Source organism: Streptomyces sp. NPDC035033, from assembly GCF_040636735.1.
GTDB lineage: Bacteria > Actinomycetota > Actinomycetes > Streptomycetales > Streptomycetaceae > Streptomyces.
In genome coordinates this window covers 1-14,659 of record NZ_JBEZUZ010000134.1, presented here as the reverse complement: position 1 = coordinate 14,659, position 14,659 = coordinate 1, and the positions used below count along the sequence as shown (strand labels likewise).

Annotated in this window: 14 protein-coding genes; all 14 read right to left on the bottom strand. The window is 76.0% G+C overall.

Features of this window, described 5'->3' with window-relative positions; all coding sequences use genetic code 11:
• Nucleotides 1–66: 66 nt before the first annotated feature.
• Entirely contained in the window at nucleotides 67–753 is a 687-nt protein-coding gene (locus AB0E83_RS32975; RefSeq protein ID WP_362120085.1) for an HAD-IB family hydrolase, read from the bottom strand.
• Entirely contained in the window at nucleotides 746–1,261 is a 516-nt protein-coding gene (locus AB0E83_RS32970) for a cupin domain-containing protein (RefSeq protein WP_362120083.1), read from the bottom strand. Before AB0E83_RS32970 ends, AB0E83_RS32975 begins: the two co-directional genes overlap by 8 nt.
• Before the next feature lie 38 nt (nucleotides 1,262–1,299).
• Nucleotides 1,300–3,054 carry a 3-hydroxyacyl-CoA dehydrogenase NAD-binding domain-containing protein gene (locus AB0E83_RS32965; protein ID WP_362120081.1) on the bottom strand — a complete coding sequence of 585 codons (1,755 nt, stop codon included), beginning with the start codon at nucleotides 3,052–3,054 and terminating at the stop codon, nucleotides 1,300–1,302.
• Nucleotides 3,055–3,110: 56 nt separating this feature from the next.
• Nucleotides 3,111–4,340, bottom strand: a complete 1,230-nt coding sequence (locus tag AB0E83_RS32960; RefSeq protein WP_362120079.1) for a beta-ketoacyl-[acyl-carrier-protein] synthase family protein — start codon at nucleotides 4,338–4,340, stop codon at nucleotides 3,111–3,113.
• The gene (locus tag AB0E83_RS32955; protein WP_362120077.1) at nucleotides 4,340–4,579 is read right to left on the bottom strand and encodes an acyl carrier protein; all 240 of its coding nucleotides are present in this window, start codon (nucleotides 4,577–4,579) and stop codon (nucleotides 4,340–4,342) included. The genes AB0E83_RS32960 and AB0E83_RS32955 overlap by 1 nt, the downstream gene beginning before the upstream one ends.
• 108 nt (nucleotides 4,580–4,687) lie before the next feature.
• Entirely contained in the window at nucleotides 4,688–5,728 is a 1,041-nt protein-coding gene (locus AB0E83_RS32950) for a beta-ketoacyl-ACP synthase III (protein ID WP_362120075.1), read from the bottom strand.
• Nucleotides 5,725–6,804 (bottom strand): 3-oxoacyl-ACP synthase, encoded by a 1,080-nt coding sequence (locus tag AB0E83_RS32945; protein WP_362120073.1) that lies wholly within the window; start codon nucleotides 6,802–6,804, stop codon nucleotides 5,725–5,727. Before AB0E83_RS32945 ends, AB0E83_RS32950 begins: the two co-directional genes overlap by 4 nt.
• Entirely contained in the window at nucleotides 6,801–7,832 is a 1,032-nt protein-coding gene (locus AB0E83_RS32940; RefSeq protein ID WP_362120071.1) for an AfsA-related hotdog domain-containing protein, read from the bottom strand. Before AB0E83_RS32940 ends, AB0E83_RS32945 begins: the two co-directional genes overlap by 4 nt.
• 251 nt (nucleotides 7,833–8,083) lie before the next feature.
• Nucleotides 8,084–8,410: a hypothetical protein gene (locus AB0E83_RS32935; protein ID WP_362120069.1), complete on the bottom strand. Its 327-nt coding sequence runs from the start codon at nucleotides 8,408–8,410 to the stop codon at nucleotides 8,084–8,086.
• Nucleotides 8,407–9,450 carry an SMP-30/gluconolactonase/LRE family protein gene (locus tag AB0E83_RS32930; protein WP_362120067.1) on the bottom strand — a complete coding sequence of 348 codons (1,044 nt, stop codon included), beginning with the start codon at nucleotides 9,448–9,450 and terminating at the stop codon, nucleotides 8,407–8,409. The genes AB0E83_RS32935 and AB0E83_RS32930 overlap by 4 nt, the downstream gene beginning before the upstream one ends.
• 46 nt (nucleotides 9,451–9,496) lie before the next feature.
• A complete protein-coding gene (locus AB0E83_RS32925) occupies nucleotides 9,497–9,886 on the bottom strand; it encodes a PPOX class F420-dependent oxidoreductase (protein ID WP_362120063.1) in 390 nt (129 codons plus the stop codon).
• A 140-nt stretch (nucleotides 9,887–10,026) separates the two neighbouring features.
• Nucleotides 10,027–11,649, bottom strand: coding sequence for an FAD-dependent monooxygenase (locus tag AB0E83_RS32920; protein ID WP_362120061.1), 1,623 nt, complete (start codon nucleotides 11,647–11,649; stop codon nucleotides 10,027–10,029).
• A gap of 124 nt (nucleotides 11,650–11,773) precedes the next feature.
• Nucleotides 11,774–13,375 carry an MFS transporter gene (locus tag AB0E83_RS32915; protein WP_362120059.1) on the bottom strand — a complete coding sequence of 534 codons (1,602 nt, stop codon included), beginning with the start codon at nucleotides 13,373–13,375 and terminating at the stop codon, nucleotides 11,774–11,776.
• A 237-nt stretch (nucleotides 13,376–13,612) separates the two neighbouring features.
• On the bottom strand, nucleotides 13,613–14,659 hold a 1,047-nt coding region (locus AB0E83_RS32910), incomplete at its 5' end, for a BTAD domain-containing putative transcriptional regulator (protein ID WP_362120057.1).

The window sequence follows — 14,659 nt, the reverse complement described above, 5'->3', positions numbered from 1 at the left end:
GGCGGGGGCGGGGGGCGGGGGGGGGCGGGGGGCGGGGGGGGCGCCCCGCCGCCGGCGGTGGGGGTCTCACGCCGCCTGGTACAGGCGTGACCATCCGGAACCGGGGAGGTGGCCGAGGAGGGCCGGGTCCGTGCCGACGACGATCCTGCGGCGGGCCGTCAGGAGCATCGGCAGGTCGGAGCCGTGGTCCCCGTAGGCCGCGCAGGCGTCGGCGTCGATGCCGAGTTCGGCCTGGGTGCGGCGGACCGCCCGTGCCTTGCCCTCGCCGATCACCGGTTCGCCGTCGAGTTCGCCGGTGTACACGCCGTTCTCGACGCGCGGCCGGGTGCACAGGACGCGGTGGGCGCCCACGTGCGCGGCGATGGGGTCCAGACAGGCGGGGAACGATCCGGAGACGAGCGAGATGACCGCCCCCTCCCCGCGGTGGGCGCGCAGGTGGTGCAGGGTGCGGGGGTGGAAGAAGCCGTCCCGGGCCAGTTCCCGGGCGAACCAGCGCCTGCCCTGCTCCGCCACCTCGGCGGCCTCGCGGCCGGCGAAGTGCCGGTAGTACAGGCGGTTGGTCTCCTCCCGCGGCACGCCCTGCGCGGCGAGGTCCTTGAGCTCCTTCTCGGCGCGGTCGTAGGCGTCCTGGCCGAGGCCCCGGTCCCGCAGGTGGAAGGCGAGGAAGCCGAACATGCTCTTGACGGTGATCAGCGTCTCGTCGACGTCGAAGAACGCCGCCGCGATGCGCGGCCGTCCGGCGCGGTCACTCATCGGCGGCGCAGGAGGGGGCGGCGGCCGGCACGGAGAACGGCGCTCCGCCGGGGATCACGTCGGTCACGTAGAACACCACGGGCTCGGTGCCCCGGTTGATGCCGTTGTGGATGTGCCGCGCGCCGACCGGCTCGACGTAGGCGTCCCCGGCCGTGTGGATCTCCACCTCGCAGTTCTCGTCGAGGCGTTCGACGGTCCCGGAGACCTGGACGACGATCTGCTCGCCCTCGTGGTAGTGCCAGCCGGTCTGCGCGCCCGGCGGGATGGTGACCTTCCGCGCGACGAACTCGCGGGGGGCGCGGGAGGAGACCTTGAAGGGGGCGGAGGTGGTGCCCCGGCCGAGTATCTCGGCGACCGGCTTGGGGACGTCGGCGGCCGGGGTGGCGGCGGGGGTGGCGGCGGCCGGCGCGGGGGCGTCGGCGTCGGCGGCGGCGCGGGCCGCGGTCGTCGTGCCGAGGAGGGCGATCAGGCCGAAGGCGGCGGCGACTGCCTTGTGGCGGAGCTTCATGAGGGTCTTCCTTGGGGTGCGTAGGGATCGGTCGGCGGTCACGCGGCGGGGGTCAGGGCGAGCCTGGCGTCGAGGAAGCGCTGCACGGGGCGCCGGTTCTTGGCCCCGAGGTGGCCGCTGGCGACCAGGTCGCGCAGCAGCCGCGCCGGGCGCGGTTCGCCGTGCGGGGACTCCTCGTGGAGGCGGCGCTGGATCTCCAGCGCCACATCGGTTCCCACGATGTCGAGCAGCCGCGTCGGCCCGACAGGGAAACCTGCGATTGTCTTCGCGACTTTGTTGACCAGGGCCGGGTCGACGCCTTCCTCGACGGCGCGCAGGACGTCGTTGAGGTACGGGAACAGCAGGGCGTTGACGACGAATCCGGTGCGGTCGGCGCAGCGGACGGCCCGTTTGCCGAGGTGCGCGCACACGTCGAGGGCGAGCCGTTCGGCGCGGGGCGAGGTGGCGGCGGTGGTGACGACCTCGACGAGGGGGTTGGTGGGGGCGGGGTTGAAGAAGTGCAGTCCGACGACGTCGGCGGCGCGGCCGCCGGCCGCCGCGAGGTCGGCGACGGACAGGCTCGACGTGCTGGTGGCCAGCACCGCGTGCGCGGGGGCCAGCCGGCCGAGGGCGGCGAACAGCTCCCGTTTGACGTCCGGGTCCTCGACGACCGCCTCCACCACGAGGTCGCACCGTGCCGCCGCCTCCAGGCCGGCGGCGCCGGTCCAGCCGGCCAGGAGGGTGTCGGCGGCGTCGCCGAACCGGTCGGCGAGCGCCTCCCGGGTCTCGGCGGCGCGCTGCGGCGTCCGGGCGGACTGGACGACCGGGAGCCCCGCCCGCAGGAAGGCCTCGGCGATGCCCCGCGCCATGGTGCCGGTGCCGATGACGCCGACGGTCGGGGTGCCGGTGAGGCCGTGGGCCCGGGGGGCGTCGGCGGGTGCGCCGGCGTCCTCGGGGCCGGTCGTCCGGTACCGGTGGAAGCCGTGCCCGCTCCGCACCCCGTACCGGCCGTCGGCGACGAGCCGGCCGAGTTCGGGCGCCGGGTCGAACGCCGGGTTCCCGGTCGCCCGGTGGAGCGCGTCGAGCGCGTCGCCCGCCGCGTCCAGGCCGATCTCGTCGAGCATCCGCAGCGGCCCCGTGGCCAGGCCGCAGCCGAGGCCGAGGGCCGTGTCGACGGTGTCCGCGCTCGCGTACCGGCTGCCCGCCATGCGGGCGGCGCGGTTGGCGAGGCCGAGGACGAGGGCCGGGGCGACGCCGCCGGGCCGGTCGTCGGCCAGGACCGGCTGGGCGCCGAGGGCCTTCACGAACGCCTCGGCGCGCCGGGCCGCCTCCGGCACCGTGTCGAGGGTCGTCGCGACCTCGAACGCGCGGGCGCGGTCCGGGAAGAGGGGCCGCAGTCCGACGGTCCGGCCGGCCGCGCCGGGCGGGCACACGCCGCGCACCGTCTCGACGAGGCCGGTGCTCACCAGCAGGGCGCCGGGGTGGGCGGCGGCGAGCCGGGCGAGCGTACGGGCCCGCTCGTGCGGGCGCTCGCAGACCTCCACCGCGACGCCGGCCTCGTCCCGCACCTCGTCGAAGGTGACGACGGTCAGGGCGGCACGGGTGTCCAGCAGGCGTTCCGGGGCGAGCAGCCGTCGCTCCCCGGCCCACTGGAGCAGGGTCCGTTCGAGCCGGTCGTACGCGGCGCCCACCGTGGTGCGATCGTCGGTCACGACGGTCACGGCCAGCTGTCCCGCAGCGGCCCGGACGGCGAGTTCGGCGCCGATGGCGCCCAGGCCGCCGGGGGCGGCCAGGACGACGGCGGAGGGGGACATGAGCATCCTTTCTCGATGGTTCGGGCCATGGCCCGGACCGTTGTCCGGGCCGTCGCTCAGGCCGTGGTGAGGACCAGGGCCGCGTTGTGTCCGCCGAAGCCGAGCGAGGTGCTCACCGCGGCCTGCGGGGCGGACTTGCGGGGGGCCTCCAGGACGATGTCCAGATCGATGGCGGGGTCGACGGAGACCGTGCCGGCCGTGGGCGGGATGACGCCGTGGTGCAGGGTGAGCGCCGTGACCGCGGCCTCGACGGCGCCCGCGGCGGCCAGGGTGTGGCCCGTGACGCCCTTGACCGAGGTGACGGCGGCGCCGTGGCCGAAGACCCGGCCGAGCGCCGTGGCCTCGGTCGCGTCGTTCAGCGGGGTGGAGGTGCCGTGGGCGTTGACGTGCGCGATGTCGCCGGGCGCGAGACCGGCGTCGGCGAGCGCGGCGCGCACCGCCCGTTCGATCCCGGCCCCCTCGGGGTCGGGGGCCGTGGCGTGGTGGGCGTCCGAGGAGGCGCCGAAGCCGCGGACGAACGCGTACGGGGCGGCCCCGCGCGCCGCCGCGTCGGCCTCGCGCTCCAGGACGAGGACGCCGGCGCCCTCGGCGGGCACGAAGCCGTCCCGGTCCGCGTCGAACGGGCGGGAGGCCCGGTCCGGTTCGCGGGTGCGCCGGGTCAGCGCGCCCATGTGGTGCAGGGCGGTGACCGTCGCCGGAGTGAGGGCGGACTCGGTGCCGCCCACCACGGCGATGTCGCACTGGCCGAGGACCAGGAGCTGCCGCGCGGTGCCGATGGCGGTGCTGCCGGAGGCGCAGGCGGTGGCAGTGACCAGGCTCGGCCCGCGGGCCCCGAGGTCCATCGCCACGTATCCGGCGACCATGTTGGACATGCTCTTCGGCACGGTCAGCGGGGAGACCTCGTCGGGCGCGCCGCCGTAGTAGGTGCGGTACTGCTCCTCCGTGGTGGCGGTGCCGCCCAGGGAGTTGCCGAGGACGACGGCCACCCGGGCGCCGTCCCACGTACCGGGGTCGAGGCCCGCGTCGGCGACCGCCTCGCGGGCGGCGACGAGGGCGAGGTGGGTGAACCGGTCGAGCCGCCAGGCGGTGCGCCGGCCGAGCAGGGCGGTCGCGTCGAAACCGGGCACCCGGCAGGAGAGGTCGCAGCCGAGGCCGGCGAGCGCGGGGTCGTGGGAGGCGGTGGGGACGCCGTCCCGGATGGTCGCCCAGCTCGCTTCCGTCCCCAGGCCGGCCGGGGTGACCAGGCCGATCCCGGTCACGGCGACGTTGTGGTGGGTGAGGGGCATCAGACCGTGACGCCCTTCGACGCGACCAGGGCGACCGCGTCGTCGAGGGTGTTCGAGGCCTTCAGGTCGCCGTCGGAGAGCTGGACGCCCCACTCCTTCCTGATGGCCAGGAAGAACTCGACGATCACGAGCGAGTCGACGTCGAGGTCCTCGAAGGTGGCGCCGGAGGTGGCCTCCTCGACGGGGACGCCGAACTTGTCGTTGAGCAGTTCGGCGAGGCGGGTCTTGAGCGCGTCCACAGTGGGTTCCTTTCGGTTCGGTCATGCGGTCGGCGGAGGCCGACGGTCGAGGTGAGTCGTGTGTGGGGGGTGGGGATGGGTGTGGGGGGTGGGGGGTACGGGGGCCGGTCAGGCGGCCGGCGGCTGGTGGGGCAGCGCCTCCACGGGGAGGTCGGGCCAGACCAGGGCCGCCGACCCCCAGGTGAGTCCGCCGCCGAAGCCCGTGAGGACGACGCGCTCGCCGGGGGCGAGCCGCCCGTCGGTGACGGCGTCGGCGAGGGCGAGCGGGATGGAGCCGGCGACGGTGTTGCCCACCCGGTCCAGGTTGGCCACCACCTGCTCCTCGCCGAGGCCGAGCTGGTCGCCGACGGCGTTGAGGATGCGGATGTTCGCCTGGTGGGCCACCAGCTTGTCGGGGGTGCCCCACTCCTGGCGGTCGATCAGCTTCTGCGTCGAGGCGCTCATGCGGAGCACCGCGTGCATGAAGACCGGGCGGCCCTGCATGGTGAAGCAGTGGTCCCGGGCGGGCGCGGCGAGTCCGGTGGACCGCTGGCGGGAGCCGCCCGCAGGCACCTGGATCAGCTCGGCCTGCTCGCCCTCGCTGCCGAGGTCGAAGTCGAGCAGGGCGCCCGGCTCGGAGCGGTCCCCGGCGCGCAGCAGGACGGCGCCGGCGCCGTCGCCGAAGATGGCGCGGGTGGTGCGGTCGTCCGGGGCGAGGATGGTGGAGAAGGTGTCGGCGCCGATGACCAGGACCCGTTCGGCGGTGCCGGTGGCGATCAGTCCCGCCGCGGTGGCCAGCGCGTAGACGAAGCCCGTGCAGACGGCGTTCACGTCGAAGGCCGGCACCGGTCCGAGCCCGAGCCGGGCCGCCACCTGCGGGGCGGTGGCCGGGCAGGGCTGGTCGGGGGTGCTGGTGGCCAGGACCAGCGCGTCGGCGTCGGCGGCCCCGGCGGACTTCAGCGCGCGCCGGCCGGCCTCGACCGCCAGGTCGGAGGTGGCCTCGCCGGGGGCGATGGTGTAGCGCCGCCGGATGCCGGTGCGGGTGCGGATCCAGGTGTCCGACGTGTCCAGGGTGCGCGCCAGTTCGTCGTTGTCGACGGCACGGTGGGGTATCCAGCCGCCGAGTCCGGCCACGACGGCGGCTCGGGGGGCGGGGAGGGTCGCGGTCACCGCGGGTTCCTTTCCGGGACGTGGCTCTGGGGCGGTCGCTGGACGACGAGGCAGGACCAGGTGAAGCCGCCGCCCGCGCCGAGCAGCACGGCGTACTCCCCCGGGGCGAGGCGGTGCGGGCCCTCGGTCAGGTCGGCCAGGTTGGCGAGCACGTCACCGGCGCCCAGGTGGCCGGTGTCGGCGCCGAGGTCGAGGAGCGGGGCGTCGGTGACGCCGCGCACGACCGGCCCGTACACGTCGGTGAGGGCGGCCCGGCCGAGGCGGGGCAGGACGACCGCGGCCGGACGGGGGCCGCCCGGGGCCGTCCCGGCCTCGTCGAGGGCGGTCCGCAGCACCTCGGCGACCTTGTCGCGGACCACCTCGGCCAGGGCGTCCTTGCCGTGGCGCCGGAGGAAGGCCCGCTTGGTGCGGCGCACGTCGATGCGCGCCCCGTGGGGGCGGGGCACCTCGGAGAACGGGTCGTCGCCCCGGTGCATCGTCTCCAGGGCCGGCGCGGCGACGGTGACGACCGAGTGGAGCAGCAGCGCGGGGGCGTCGGGGTCGGGTGCGTCGAGGGTGCCGTGGAGGAGGGCGGCGGTGCCGGCGTCGCCGTACCAGAGTCCGTAGTCGCCGCGCCAGCGGTCGAACGCGGCGTCGTCGAAGCGGTCGGCCGTGGTGACGAGGACCGTGCGGGACGACTGCCCGGACAGCAGGCGCGTGGCGGCGGTCTCCAGGGCCGCGGCACCGCCGTTGCACATCTGCTGGATGCCGATCGGGACGGCGTCCAGCGCTCCGGCCTCGTGCGCCACGTAGTGCGCCGGTGACCAGAAGTCGTGTCCCTGGTGGTGGATCCAGGCGTGCAGGACGGCGTCGGTGTCGCCGGGGGTGCGGCCGGCCCGCCGGTAGGCGCGGCGCGCCGCGCGGGCGGCGAGCTGGGGCGGGGCGAGGTCGGTGGCGACGGGGAGGGAGCGGTAGCCGGTGGCCTCGGCGTCCTCCTCCTTGATGCGGCCCTCGGCGAGCGCGTCGGCCGCGGTCACGGCGGCCGGCGGCAGCCAGGCCGTGGGGGCCGTGATGGTGATCCGTCCGGCGACCCTCATGCCCGGGTCTCCGCGCCGGCGGGCAGGGTGGTGGTGCTGATCCCGCCCTGGGCGATGACGGCGCCGTGCTGGAGGAACTCCACGGCGTACGTGTGGACCTCGGGCAGCGCGTCGGCGAGGACGGCTTCGGCCGGGAGGCCGGTCCGCAGCCGCGCGGTGACGGGGGCGTCCAGCTCCGCGTAGCGGCTGAAGTCGAAGGCGAAGCCCGCGACGGTGGTGCGGGTGGGCGGCGTCCCGTGGTGGTGCCCGCCGGCGACCAGGGCCAGCTGGCGGGCCGCCTCCATGAGCACCATGCCCGGCAGGTGGTCCTGGGCGTGGTCGAACATGCTGGGGTGGTCCACGGGCAGGCGGACGGTGGCCACGGCGCCGCCGGTCTCCAGGTGCACCGTGTCGAGGACGACGTTGGCCCGCTGGGTCCGGCCGACGAGGTCGGGGGCGAGCCCGGGGGGCGTGGCGCGCAGCGCGGTGGACGACGGCGGCGGCGTGCCGCCGCGCTGGTCGGCGCGGAGCAGGGCGTAGCTCTCGGAGCCCAGGTAGCCGACGTCGATGCGGACGTCGCCGAGGTGGTGGCCGGCGAGCTGCACGTCGCTGGCGTAGGTCAGCGCGCGCAGCCGGCCGGCCGGGCCGCGGCGGCCCAGGGTCGTGACGTCCATGACCAGCGGGGCGGGGCCGGCGGTGCCGCGGGCCGCGAGCAGGCCGGGGAGGTCGACCCGCCAGGACCGCAGGATGAACTTGGTGTCGCGGGGGACGCCGAAGTACGCGTGCCCGCCGTACGTCTCCGCCTGCCGGCAGCTCTCCAGGAGCAGCAGCGGGTCGGGCAGGCCGCTCAGCAGGTGGTCGGTGTAGTAGGCGTGGGTGGGCGGCAGCTGCGCCGCGGCGAGGTAGCGGTGGGGGGCGATCTGCTGGGAGTCGGTGAGGAACACCTCGCTGAGCGCGTCCCGGTGGACCATGGACCGGTCGACGGTCTGGACGTACCTGAGTTCCTCGGGCCGCGGCCGGACGTCGGCGACGCCGGTGGTGACCGTCATACGGATTCTCCTTGCGTGCAGCATCTGGCGGACGGAGCCGCGCTTCTCGGCTCGGACTTCACCTTCGCCGCCCGTCCTCATGACCGACTCAAGCGGGCCTCTGCGGCCGGCCCGGCGGCGGGAACGGGGGTGCGCGGACATGCCGAGGGAGCGGCCGAGGATCTCGGCCGCTCCCTCGGTCGATCGGAACGTGGGGGGTGGGGGAAGGGGGGGAAAGGGGGGAAAGGGGGGAGGGGGGCGGTGGGCCGGTGTCAGGCGGCCCGGTGTCCGGTGGCGCGCCGGGGGACGGCCGGGGCGGACAGGCGCTTCGCGCCCAGGTGCAGCAGGCCGAGGGCCGGCGTGAACGCGGCCTCGTCCACCGGGCGGGGGACGGTCTCCCGCGGCGCGGGGGCGGCGGGGGCCTGCGTCCTGGCCCGCAGGCGGAGGGCGCTGCGGCGCAGTCCGGCGTTGAGCTCGTCGACGAACCCCGCGAAGGGGTCGAAGGGGTCGCGGGAATCGCCGGGAGCGAGGGGGCCGGGAGGGGCGGGGGACGCGGGTGCGGCGGGGTGGGGGCGGGTCGCGCCCGGCCCGGCCGTCACCCGAACTTCCTGGCGACGAAGTCGTCCGCGGTCGGGTTCCCCGGCCCGAAGACGACCTCCAGGCGTCCGCTGAGCACATAGCTCCCGTACGGGGTGAGGGCCACGGTGGAGGGGCCGCGCTCGGGCCACGGGGTGGTGTGCTCGGCGCGGGCGCTGCGCCATCCGTCGGTGGAGCGCAGGACCCGCACGGCGTCGTGTCCGGCGGGGCTGCCCAGCGAGTTGGTGACCGAGACGACGGAGCCGTCCCGCCGGACGGCGAGGCCGTCGCCGCCGAGGAGTTCGGTGTCGAGGGCGACGGTGTGGACGGCGGGGTCGCGCAGCGGGATCCGCACCAGCCGGCCGTCGCCGGTGTTGACGCCGAGCAGGAAGCCGCCGCGGTGGTAGGCGATGCCGTTGATGCCGGTGCCCTTGCCGTCGGTGAGCGCCGCGTCGCGCACCAGGACCGAGGCCCGGCCCTTGCGGTCCACCCGGTACACGGCGTCGCTGAAGACGTCGGAGACGTAGGCGGTGCCGTCGGGTGCCACGGTCACGTCGTTGACGGCGTACGCGGCCCGGCCGGGGTCGAGGCGGGTCAGGTCGACCAGGTGGAGGCGGCGGCCGGTGGCGAGGTCGAAGACCCCCACTCCCCCGACGCGCAGGGCGGTCTCGGGGGTGGACCGCTCGGCGACGCCGAGGTCGGCGTACGCGACGTAGAGGCGGCCGCGGGCGGCGTCGACCTGGATGCCGTAGCTGGAGATGACACCGGGGTCGCGGACCAGGGTGCGGACGCTGCCGTCCCGCCGCACCACCGAGACCGTGCCGTGGCGGACGGAGCTCACGAGCAGCGCCCCGCGGGTGGGGTCCCACGCGATGCCCTCGGGGTGCAGCGAGGCGGCGGTGCCGACCAGCCGCTGCGGCCACGCGCCCGGGAAGTGGGCGGCGGCGGAGACGGCGGCGGTGGCGGGGGCCGCGGCCGGTTCGGCGCCGGCGTGCGCGGCTGCGGGGGCGAGCAGGACGGTGCCGGCGAGGGCGGCTGCGGCGGCGAGCCTGACGGACTTCATGGGGGCGTTGGCCTTTCCGGAACGGGCTGCTGGGGGGCTGGAGGGGCTACTGGAAGGTGGCGTGGGAGGGCTTGAGGCCGAGCAGGACCCGGGTCGGGGCGTCGGCGAGGGGGCGGGCGACCGACAGCCCGTACCGGTCCGCGAGGCGGAAGAACCCGTCGGTGGAGGGGTCGGGCTCCACGCGGTCCACGACGCCGCGGACCTCGACGTACCGGTAGGGCTGGTCCGGGTCGTTGACCGAGAGGGAGACGCGCGGGTCCTTGGCGATGTTGCGGTACTTGAACCGGTCGGTGGAGGTGGTGAACCACAGGCGCTCGCCGTCCCACAGGTACCAGACGGGGTTCACGTGCGGGCTGCCGTCGGGCCGGACGGTGGCCAGGTGGCCGAAGAGCGGGCGTTCGAGGAGGTCGACGTGGCTGTCGGGGATCGGGGACATGGGGTGTGCTCCTGGTTCTCGGTTCTCGGGTTCGGTGGGTTCTCGGGTTCGGTGGGTTCTCGGGTTCGGTGGGTTCTCGGGTTCGGTGGGTTCTCGGGTTCGGTGGGTCCGCGGGCCGCGGGGGCGCGGCGCGCGGGGTGTCAGGCGCCCGTGGGGGCCGGGGTCCGCGCGCCGCCGCGGCGGCCGAGGACGGTGGCGAGCCGGTCGCCGAGGCCGGCGGCGCCGGAGAGCGGGCGGACCGCGTCGACGTGGTGGTCGGGCCGCACCAGGACGAGCAGGGGGCGGCGCGGCAGGCCGGGCCGCGGGGGGCGCGGCCAGGCGCCGGGCGCGGCGAGGGCGCGCCGGGAGGTGTCGAGGACGCGTACGGTCAGCCGGTCCCCGAACCGGGCGCGCAGCGCCTCCAGTTCGGCCCGCAGCCGGGGCGCCCCCTCGTCCGGCGGGTCGAGGACGAGGACGGTGTGGGTGAGGTCGGACAGGGCCCGGCGCAGGGTGGTGCGGCGGCCGGTGGCGCCGTCCCGGACCGTGCGGTCGGGCAGCAGCGCCCCGGAGCGGAAGCCGCCCCGGCCGGTGCCGGGGCGCTCGGCCGTCGCGTAGACGGTCCGGAACCCGGCGAGGGTGGAGGTGTAGGACCAGTGGGCCAGGCGCAGGGCCGAGCCGGCCCGCAGGGCCAGGTCGCGCAGGAGCACCTGGTGGGGCTTCTGCAGCAGCCACGCCCGGGTCTGCCGGTCGGCCTGGCGGACCACGTCCTGGGCGGCGGCGCCGCGCTCGCGCACGTAGGTGTCGAGCAGTCCGGCGTCGGCGTCGCCGTGCCAGACGAGGGCGAGCTTCCAGGCGAGGTTGTGCGCGTCGTACAGGCCGGTGTTGAGGCCCTGGCCGCCGGCGGGGCTGTGGATGTGGGCGGCGTCGCCGGCCAGCAGGACCCGTCCGCTCCGGGTGGTCTCGGCGTGCCGCGCGTGGACGGAGAAGGCGCTGATCCAGTTCTCGTGGACGAGGCGCAGCCCGCCGGGGCCGCGTTCGTCGACGAGCCGCTGCACGACGTCGAGGGTGACGTCCGCCGGGGCGAGGCCGGGGGGCGCGGAGGTGAAGACGCGGTACTGGCCGTCGGGGAGTCCCGCGATGACGAGGATGCCGCGCGGGGAGCAGTAGTAGTGGTTGTCGTCGTGCTTGAGGTCGCCTTCGAGGCCGACGTCCGCGACGACGAAGGTGTGGGGGTAGGTGGCGCCTTCGAAGGCGATGCCGGTGAGGTTGCGGACGGTGCTTCCGGCGCCGTCGCAGCCGACGACCCAGGAGAACTCCTCGACGGTCTCGTCGCCCCGGGCGTCGCGGAGCCGGGCCTTGACGCCCTGCTCGTCCTGGTCGAGGTCGAGCAGCTGGACGCCGCGTTCCACCCGCGCGTCCGTCGCGTCGAGGCAGTCGCCGAGGATGGCCTCGACGTCCGGCTGCGGCAGGATCAGCGGGGCGGTGCGGTCGGGGAACCGCAGGCGGGCGACCGGGCGGTTGCCGGAGTAGTAGCGGAACGAGTCCACGCGCAGTCCGCGGGTGGGGGCCGCGCCGCGGGCGCCGAGCTTGTCGAGGATCTCGACGCTGCGCGGCCAGACGCCCAGCGCCTTGGTGAGGGGCGAGCGTTCGGCGGCGCGGTCGACGCAGCGGACCGGGACGCCGCGGCGGGCCAGGTCGGTGGTGACGGCCAGGCCGACGGGGCCGGCGCCGACGACGAGTACGGGCTTGGGCGGGACGGCCTCGGCCGCCGCGTTGTCCTTCATGTGCTTCCTCGGTGGACTCTTGACGGGGACTCGGGACTCGGGGACTCGGGGGGTGTCGCCCGGGCGGGTGCGGGCCCGGCGCTCGGCGGCGGGCCCGCACCCGTGGTCCCGGGCGGCGGGGCCGTCACACCTCGACGGGGGCGCGGTCCTTGCCGGTGTCGGCCGGGGTCTCGGGGGCCTCCTGCGGTGCGGGGGCCTCGTCGCGGGCGGGCAGCAGCAGGGCGACCACGACGGCGCCGAGCGCGGTGATGCCGGTCAGGCACCACAGGGCGGTGTGGAAGGCGTCGGTGTAGCCGGCGAGCAGGAAGTCCGTGAAGCCGGTGCGGGCGGCGGGGGCCGCCGCCTCGGCGGCCGACGCGAGGTCGCCCTGGGCGAGCCGGTCCGCGAGGGCCCCGGTGTCCTGCCCGGCGACGCCGTCGAAGGAGTCGGCCCCGGCCAGGTTGCCGCGGGTGAGGCTGACCAGGACGGCGCCCATGACGGCGATGGCGATGGCCTCGCCGGCCAGCCGGGTGGTGTTGAACATGCCGGCGGCCATGCCGGCCCGGGCCGGTTCGACGGAGCCGACGGCGGCGCCGTCGATGATGCCCGCGTTCAGGCCCATGCCGCTGCCGATGAGCAGCAGCGGGCCCAGGAGGGCCGCCGTGCTCGCCGTGGGGCTGAGGACCAGGGCGAGCCAGGCCGCGCCGGCCGCCATCAGCAGCAGGCTCAGGGCCAGGACGAACCGGGTCGAGCGGGTGCGCCGGGCCAGCCAGGCGCCGGCGAGCGGGAGCAGCAGGACGGGCAGGGTCAGCAGCAGGACCCGGGTGCCGGCGGCGCCGCTGGAGATGCCGCCGGCGCCGATGAAGTACGAGGGCAGCAGGACGACCAGGCTGACGAAGCCGAACGCGGCGACGACCGGCAGCAGGCAGAGGGCGACGAAGCGGGGCTGGCGCAGCAGGCTGAGGTCGACCATCGGGCGGCGCCGGCGGCGCTCGACGGCGACGAACGCGCCCATCAGGACGGCGAACCCGGCCGCCATGGCGAGCACCGGCCCGCCCGTCCAGCCGTACCGGGGGCCTTCGACGACGGCGAGGGTGAGCAGGAACAGTCCGCCGGTGAAGGTGAGCGTGCCCGCCCAGTCGACGCCGCCGGCCTTCGGGTCGCGCGACTCGGGCAGGAACGGCGCGACGCACAGGACGGCGAGCGCGACGACGAGGTGCGAGAGGAAGACGCCGCGCCAGCCGAACGCCCCGACCAGCCAGCCGGCGGTGGTGGGGCCGAGGGCCAGGCCGGCGCCCGCGGCGGTGCCGAAGAGCGCGAACGCCCGGCCGAGGGCGGCGCCCTGGAAGACGGTGGCGAGCATCGCGCTGCCGGAGGTGAGCATCGCGGCGGCGCCCAGGCCGGACAGGCCGCGCATGACGTCCAGCAGGTAGATGTCGGAGGCGAGGGCGCTGACCAGCGAGCAGGCGCCGAAGACGACGGTGCCGAAGACGAAGACCTTGCGCCGGCCGATCAGGTCGGCGACGCCGCCCGAGGCCAGCATGAAGGTCGCGAAGGTCACGTTGTACGCGTTGACGACCCACTGGAGCGGGCCGTATCCGGCGTCCAGTTCGGCGCTGATGTCGGGCAGCGCCACCGAGGCGCCGGTGAGTGAGGCCGGAAGCACGAGCACAGCCGCGCAGACGGCTGCGAGCACGAGCGCGGGAGGGGCTTGCCGGGCCGGCCGGCCTGGCACGTTCAGACTCATCGGGGCTCCATCGGTGGGGTGCGACTGGCCGTCGCGGGCCGGATCGGGCGCGCGCCGGCGGAGTTCGTGGACGGCACGTCAGCCTTCCGGCAGGGGCTCACACCCGACTCAAGGCGGACTCTGCGGAAGCGGGAACGGCCCGGTGCGCGACGGGACTTCACTGTCCGTCGTCCGGCGGGGCGGCGGCAACGCCGACTTGGGAAAGAACGCGCGACCGGCGCGGGTCGCGGGCGGCGGTCAGGCGGCCGCGGCGGTCAGCGGGCGGTGGCCGCTGAGAATGGAGCGCTGGAGGTCGACCAGGTGCGGCGAGGGGTCCATGCCGAGGGTGTCGAGGATGCGCTGCCGGAACAGGAGGTAGGAGTCGAGGGCGGCGTCGCGGCGGCCGCAGCCGCACAGGGCCGTCATCCGCAGCGCCTGCAGTTCCTCGTTCAGCGGGTACTGCGCGCACAGTTCGCTCAGCCCGCTCTGGGCCTCGTGGTAGGCGCCGAGCTCGATCCGGACGCGGGCGAGGTGCTCGGCGGCGGAGAGCCGCAGTCCTTCGAGGTGGTGGGCGTAGGCGCCGAGGACGGAGCCGGTGCGGACGTTCTCCATGGGGCGGCCGTGCCACAGGTCGAGGGCGTCCCTGAGGAGGGGGTGGGCCTCGTGCGGGCGTCCCTCGTTGAGCAGGGCGGTGCCCGCGCACAGTTTCGACTTGAAGTGGTGGAGGTCGAGGTCCTGGGGGTCGGTCCTCAGGACGTAGCCGTTCTCCTCGGTCACCAGGAGGTCGGCGGCCACCGTGCGGCGGTCCACGCCGCGCAGGTCCGCGAGGCTCTGCCGCATCTGGCCGATGTAGGTCTGCAGCGCGGTGCGGGCGGAGGCCGGCGGGCGGCCGTCCCAGAGTTCCTCGATCAGGGTGTCGGTGGAGACGATCCGGTTGCCCTGGACCGCCAGCAGGGCGAAGATCTGCCGCTGCTTGGCCGCGCGGGGCAGGGCGGATCTGCCGTGCACGCGGATGTCGAGCGGGCCGAGGAGGGTGAGGGCGAGCGGTCGGCGGGCGAACGTCACCGGGCGGCCGGGCCCGGGGAAGCCGGACGGTACTGGTGCTCCCGGTATGTGTTCTTCCTTCATCGCGTACGAACCACCTTCGGGTGACGGGACGTGGGTGCGGGTGGGGGTCCCGCGGTGCGGGACCTCCCGGTCGGAGGGCATGGCGGGGCCCGGGGCGCGCAGGCCGGTGTCGCCGGTGGCGGAGCCCCACAGGACGAGCGCGGCGCTCAGGTTGGTGGACTCGGAGGACGACTCCTG

What these genes read in the sequence shown, in the direction of transcription:
- AB0E83_RS32975 (WP_362120085.1), bottom strand. Translation starts at nt 753, where the DNA reads ATGAGTGACCGCGCCGGACGGCCGCGCATCGCGGCGGCGTTCTTCGAC.
- AB0E83_RS32970 (WP_362120083.1), bottom strand. Translation starts at nt 1,261, where the DNA reads ATGAAGCTCCGCCACAAGGCAGTCGCCGCCGCCTTCGGCCTGATCGCC.
- AB0E83_RS32965 (WP_362120081.1), bottom strand. Translation starts at nt 3,054, where the DNA reads ATGTCCCCCTCCGCCGTCGTCCTGGCCGCCCCCGGCGGCCTGGGCGCC.
- AB0E83_RS32960 (WP_362120079.1), bottom strand. Translation starts at nt 4,340, where the DNA reads ATGCCCCTCACCCACCACAACGTCGCCGTGACCGGGATCGGCCTGGTC.
- AB0E83_RS32945 (WP_362120073.1), bottom strand. Translation starts at nt 6,804, where the DNA reads ATGAGGGTCGCCGGACGGATCACCATCACGGCCCCCACGGCCTGGCTG.
- AB0E83_RS32940 (WP_362120071.1), bottom strand. Translation starts at nt 7,832, where the DNA reads ATGACGGTCACCACCGGCGTCGCCGACGTCCGGCCGCGGCCCGAGGAA.
- AB0E83_RS32930 (WP_362120067.1), bottom strand. Translation starts at nt 9,450, where the DNA reads ATGAAGTCCGTCAGGCTCGCCGCCGCAGCCGCCCTCGCCGGCACCGTC.
- AB0E83_RS32925 (WP_362120063.1), bottom strand. Translation starts at nt 9,886, where the DNA reads ATGTCCCCGATCCCCGACAGCCACGTCGACCTCCTCGAACGCCCGCTC.
- AB0E83_RS32920 (WP_362120061.1), bottom strand. Translation starts at nt 11,649, where the DNA reads ATGAAGGACAACGCGGCGGCCGAGGCCGTCCCGCCCAAGCCCGTACTC.
- AB0E83_RS32915 (WP_362120059.1), bottom strand. Translation starts at nt 13,375, where the DNA reads ATGAGTCTGAACGTGCCAGGCCGGCCGGCCCGGCAAGCCCCTCCCGCG.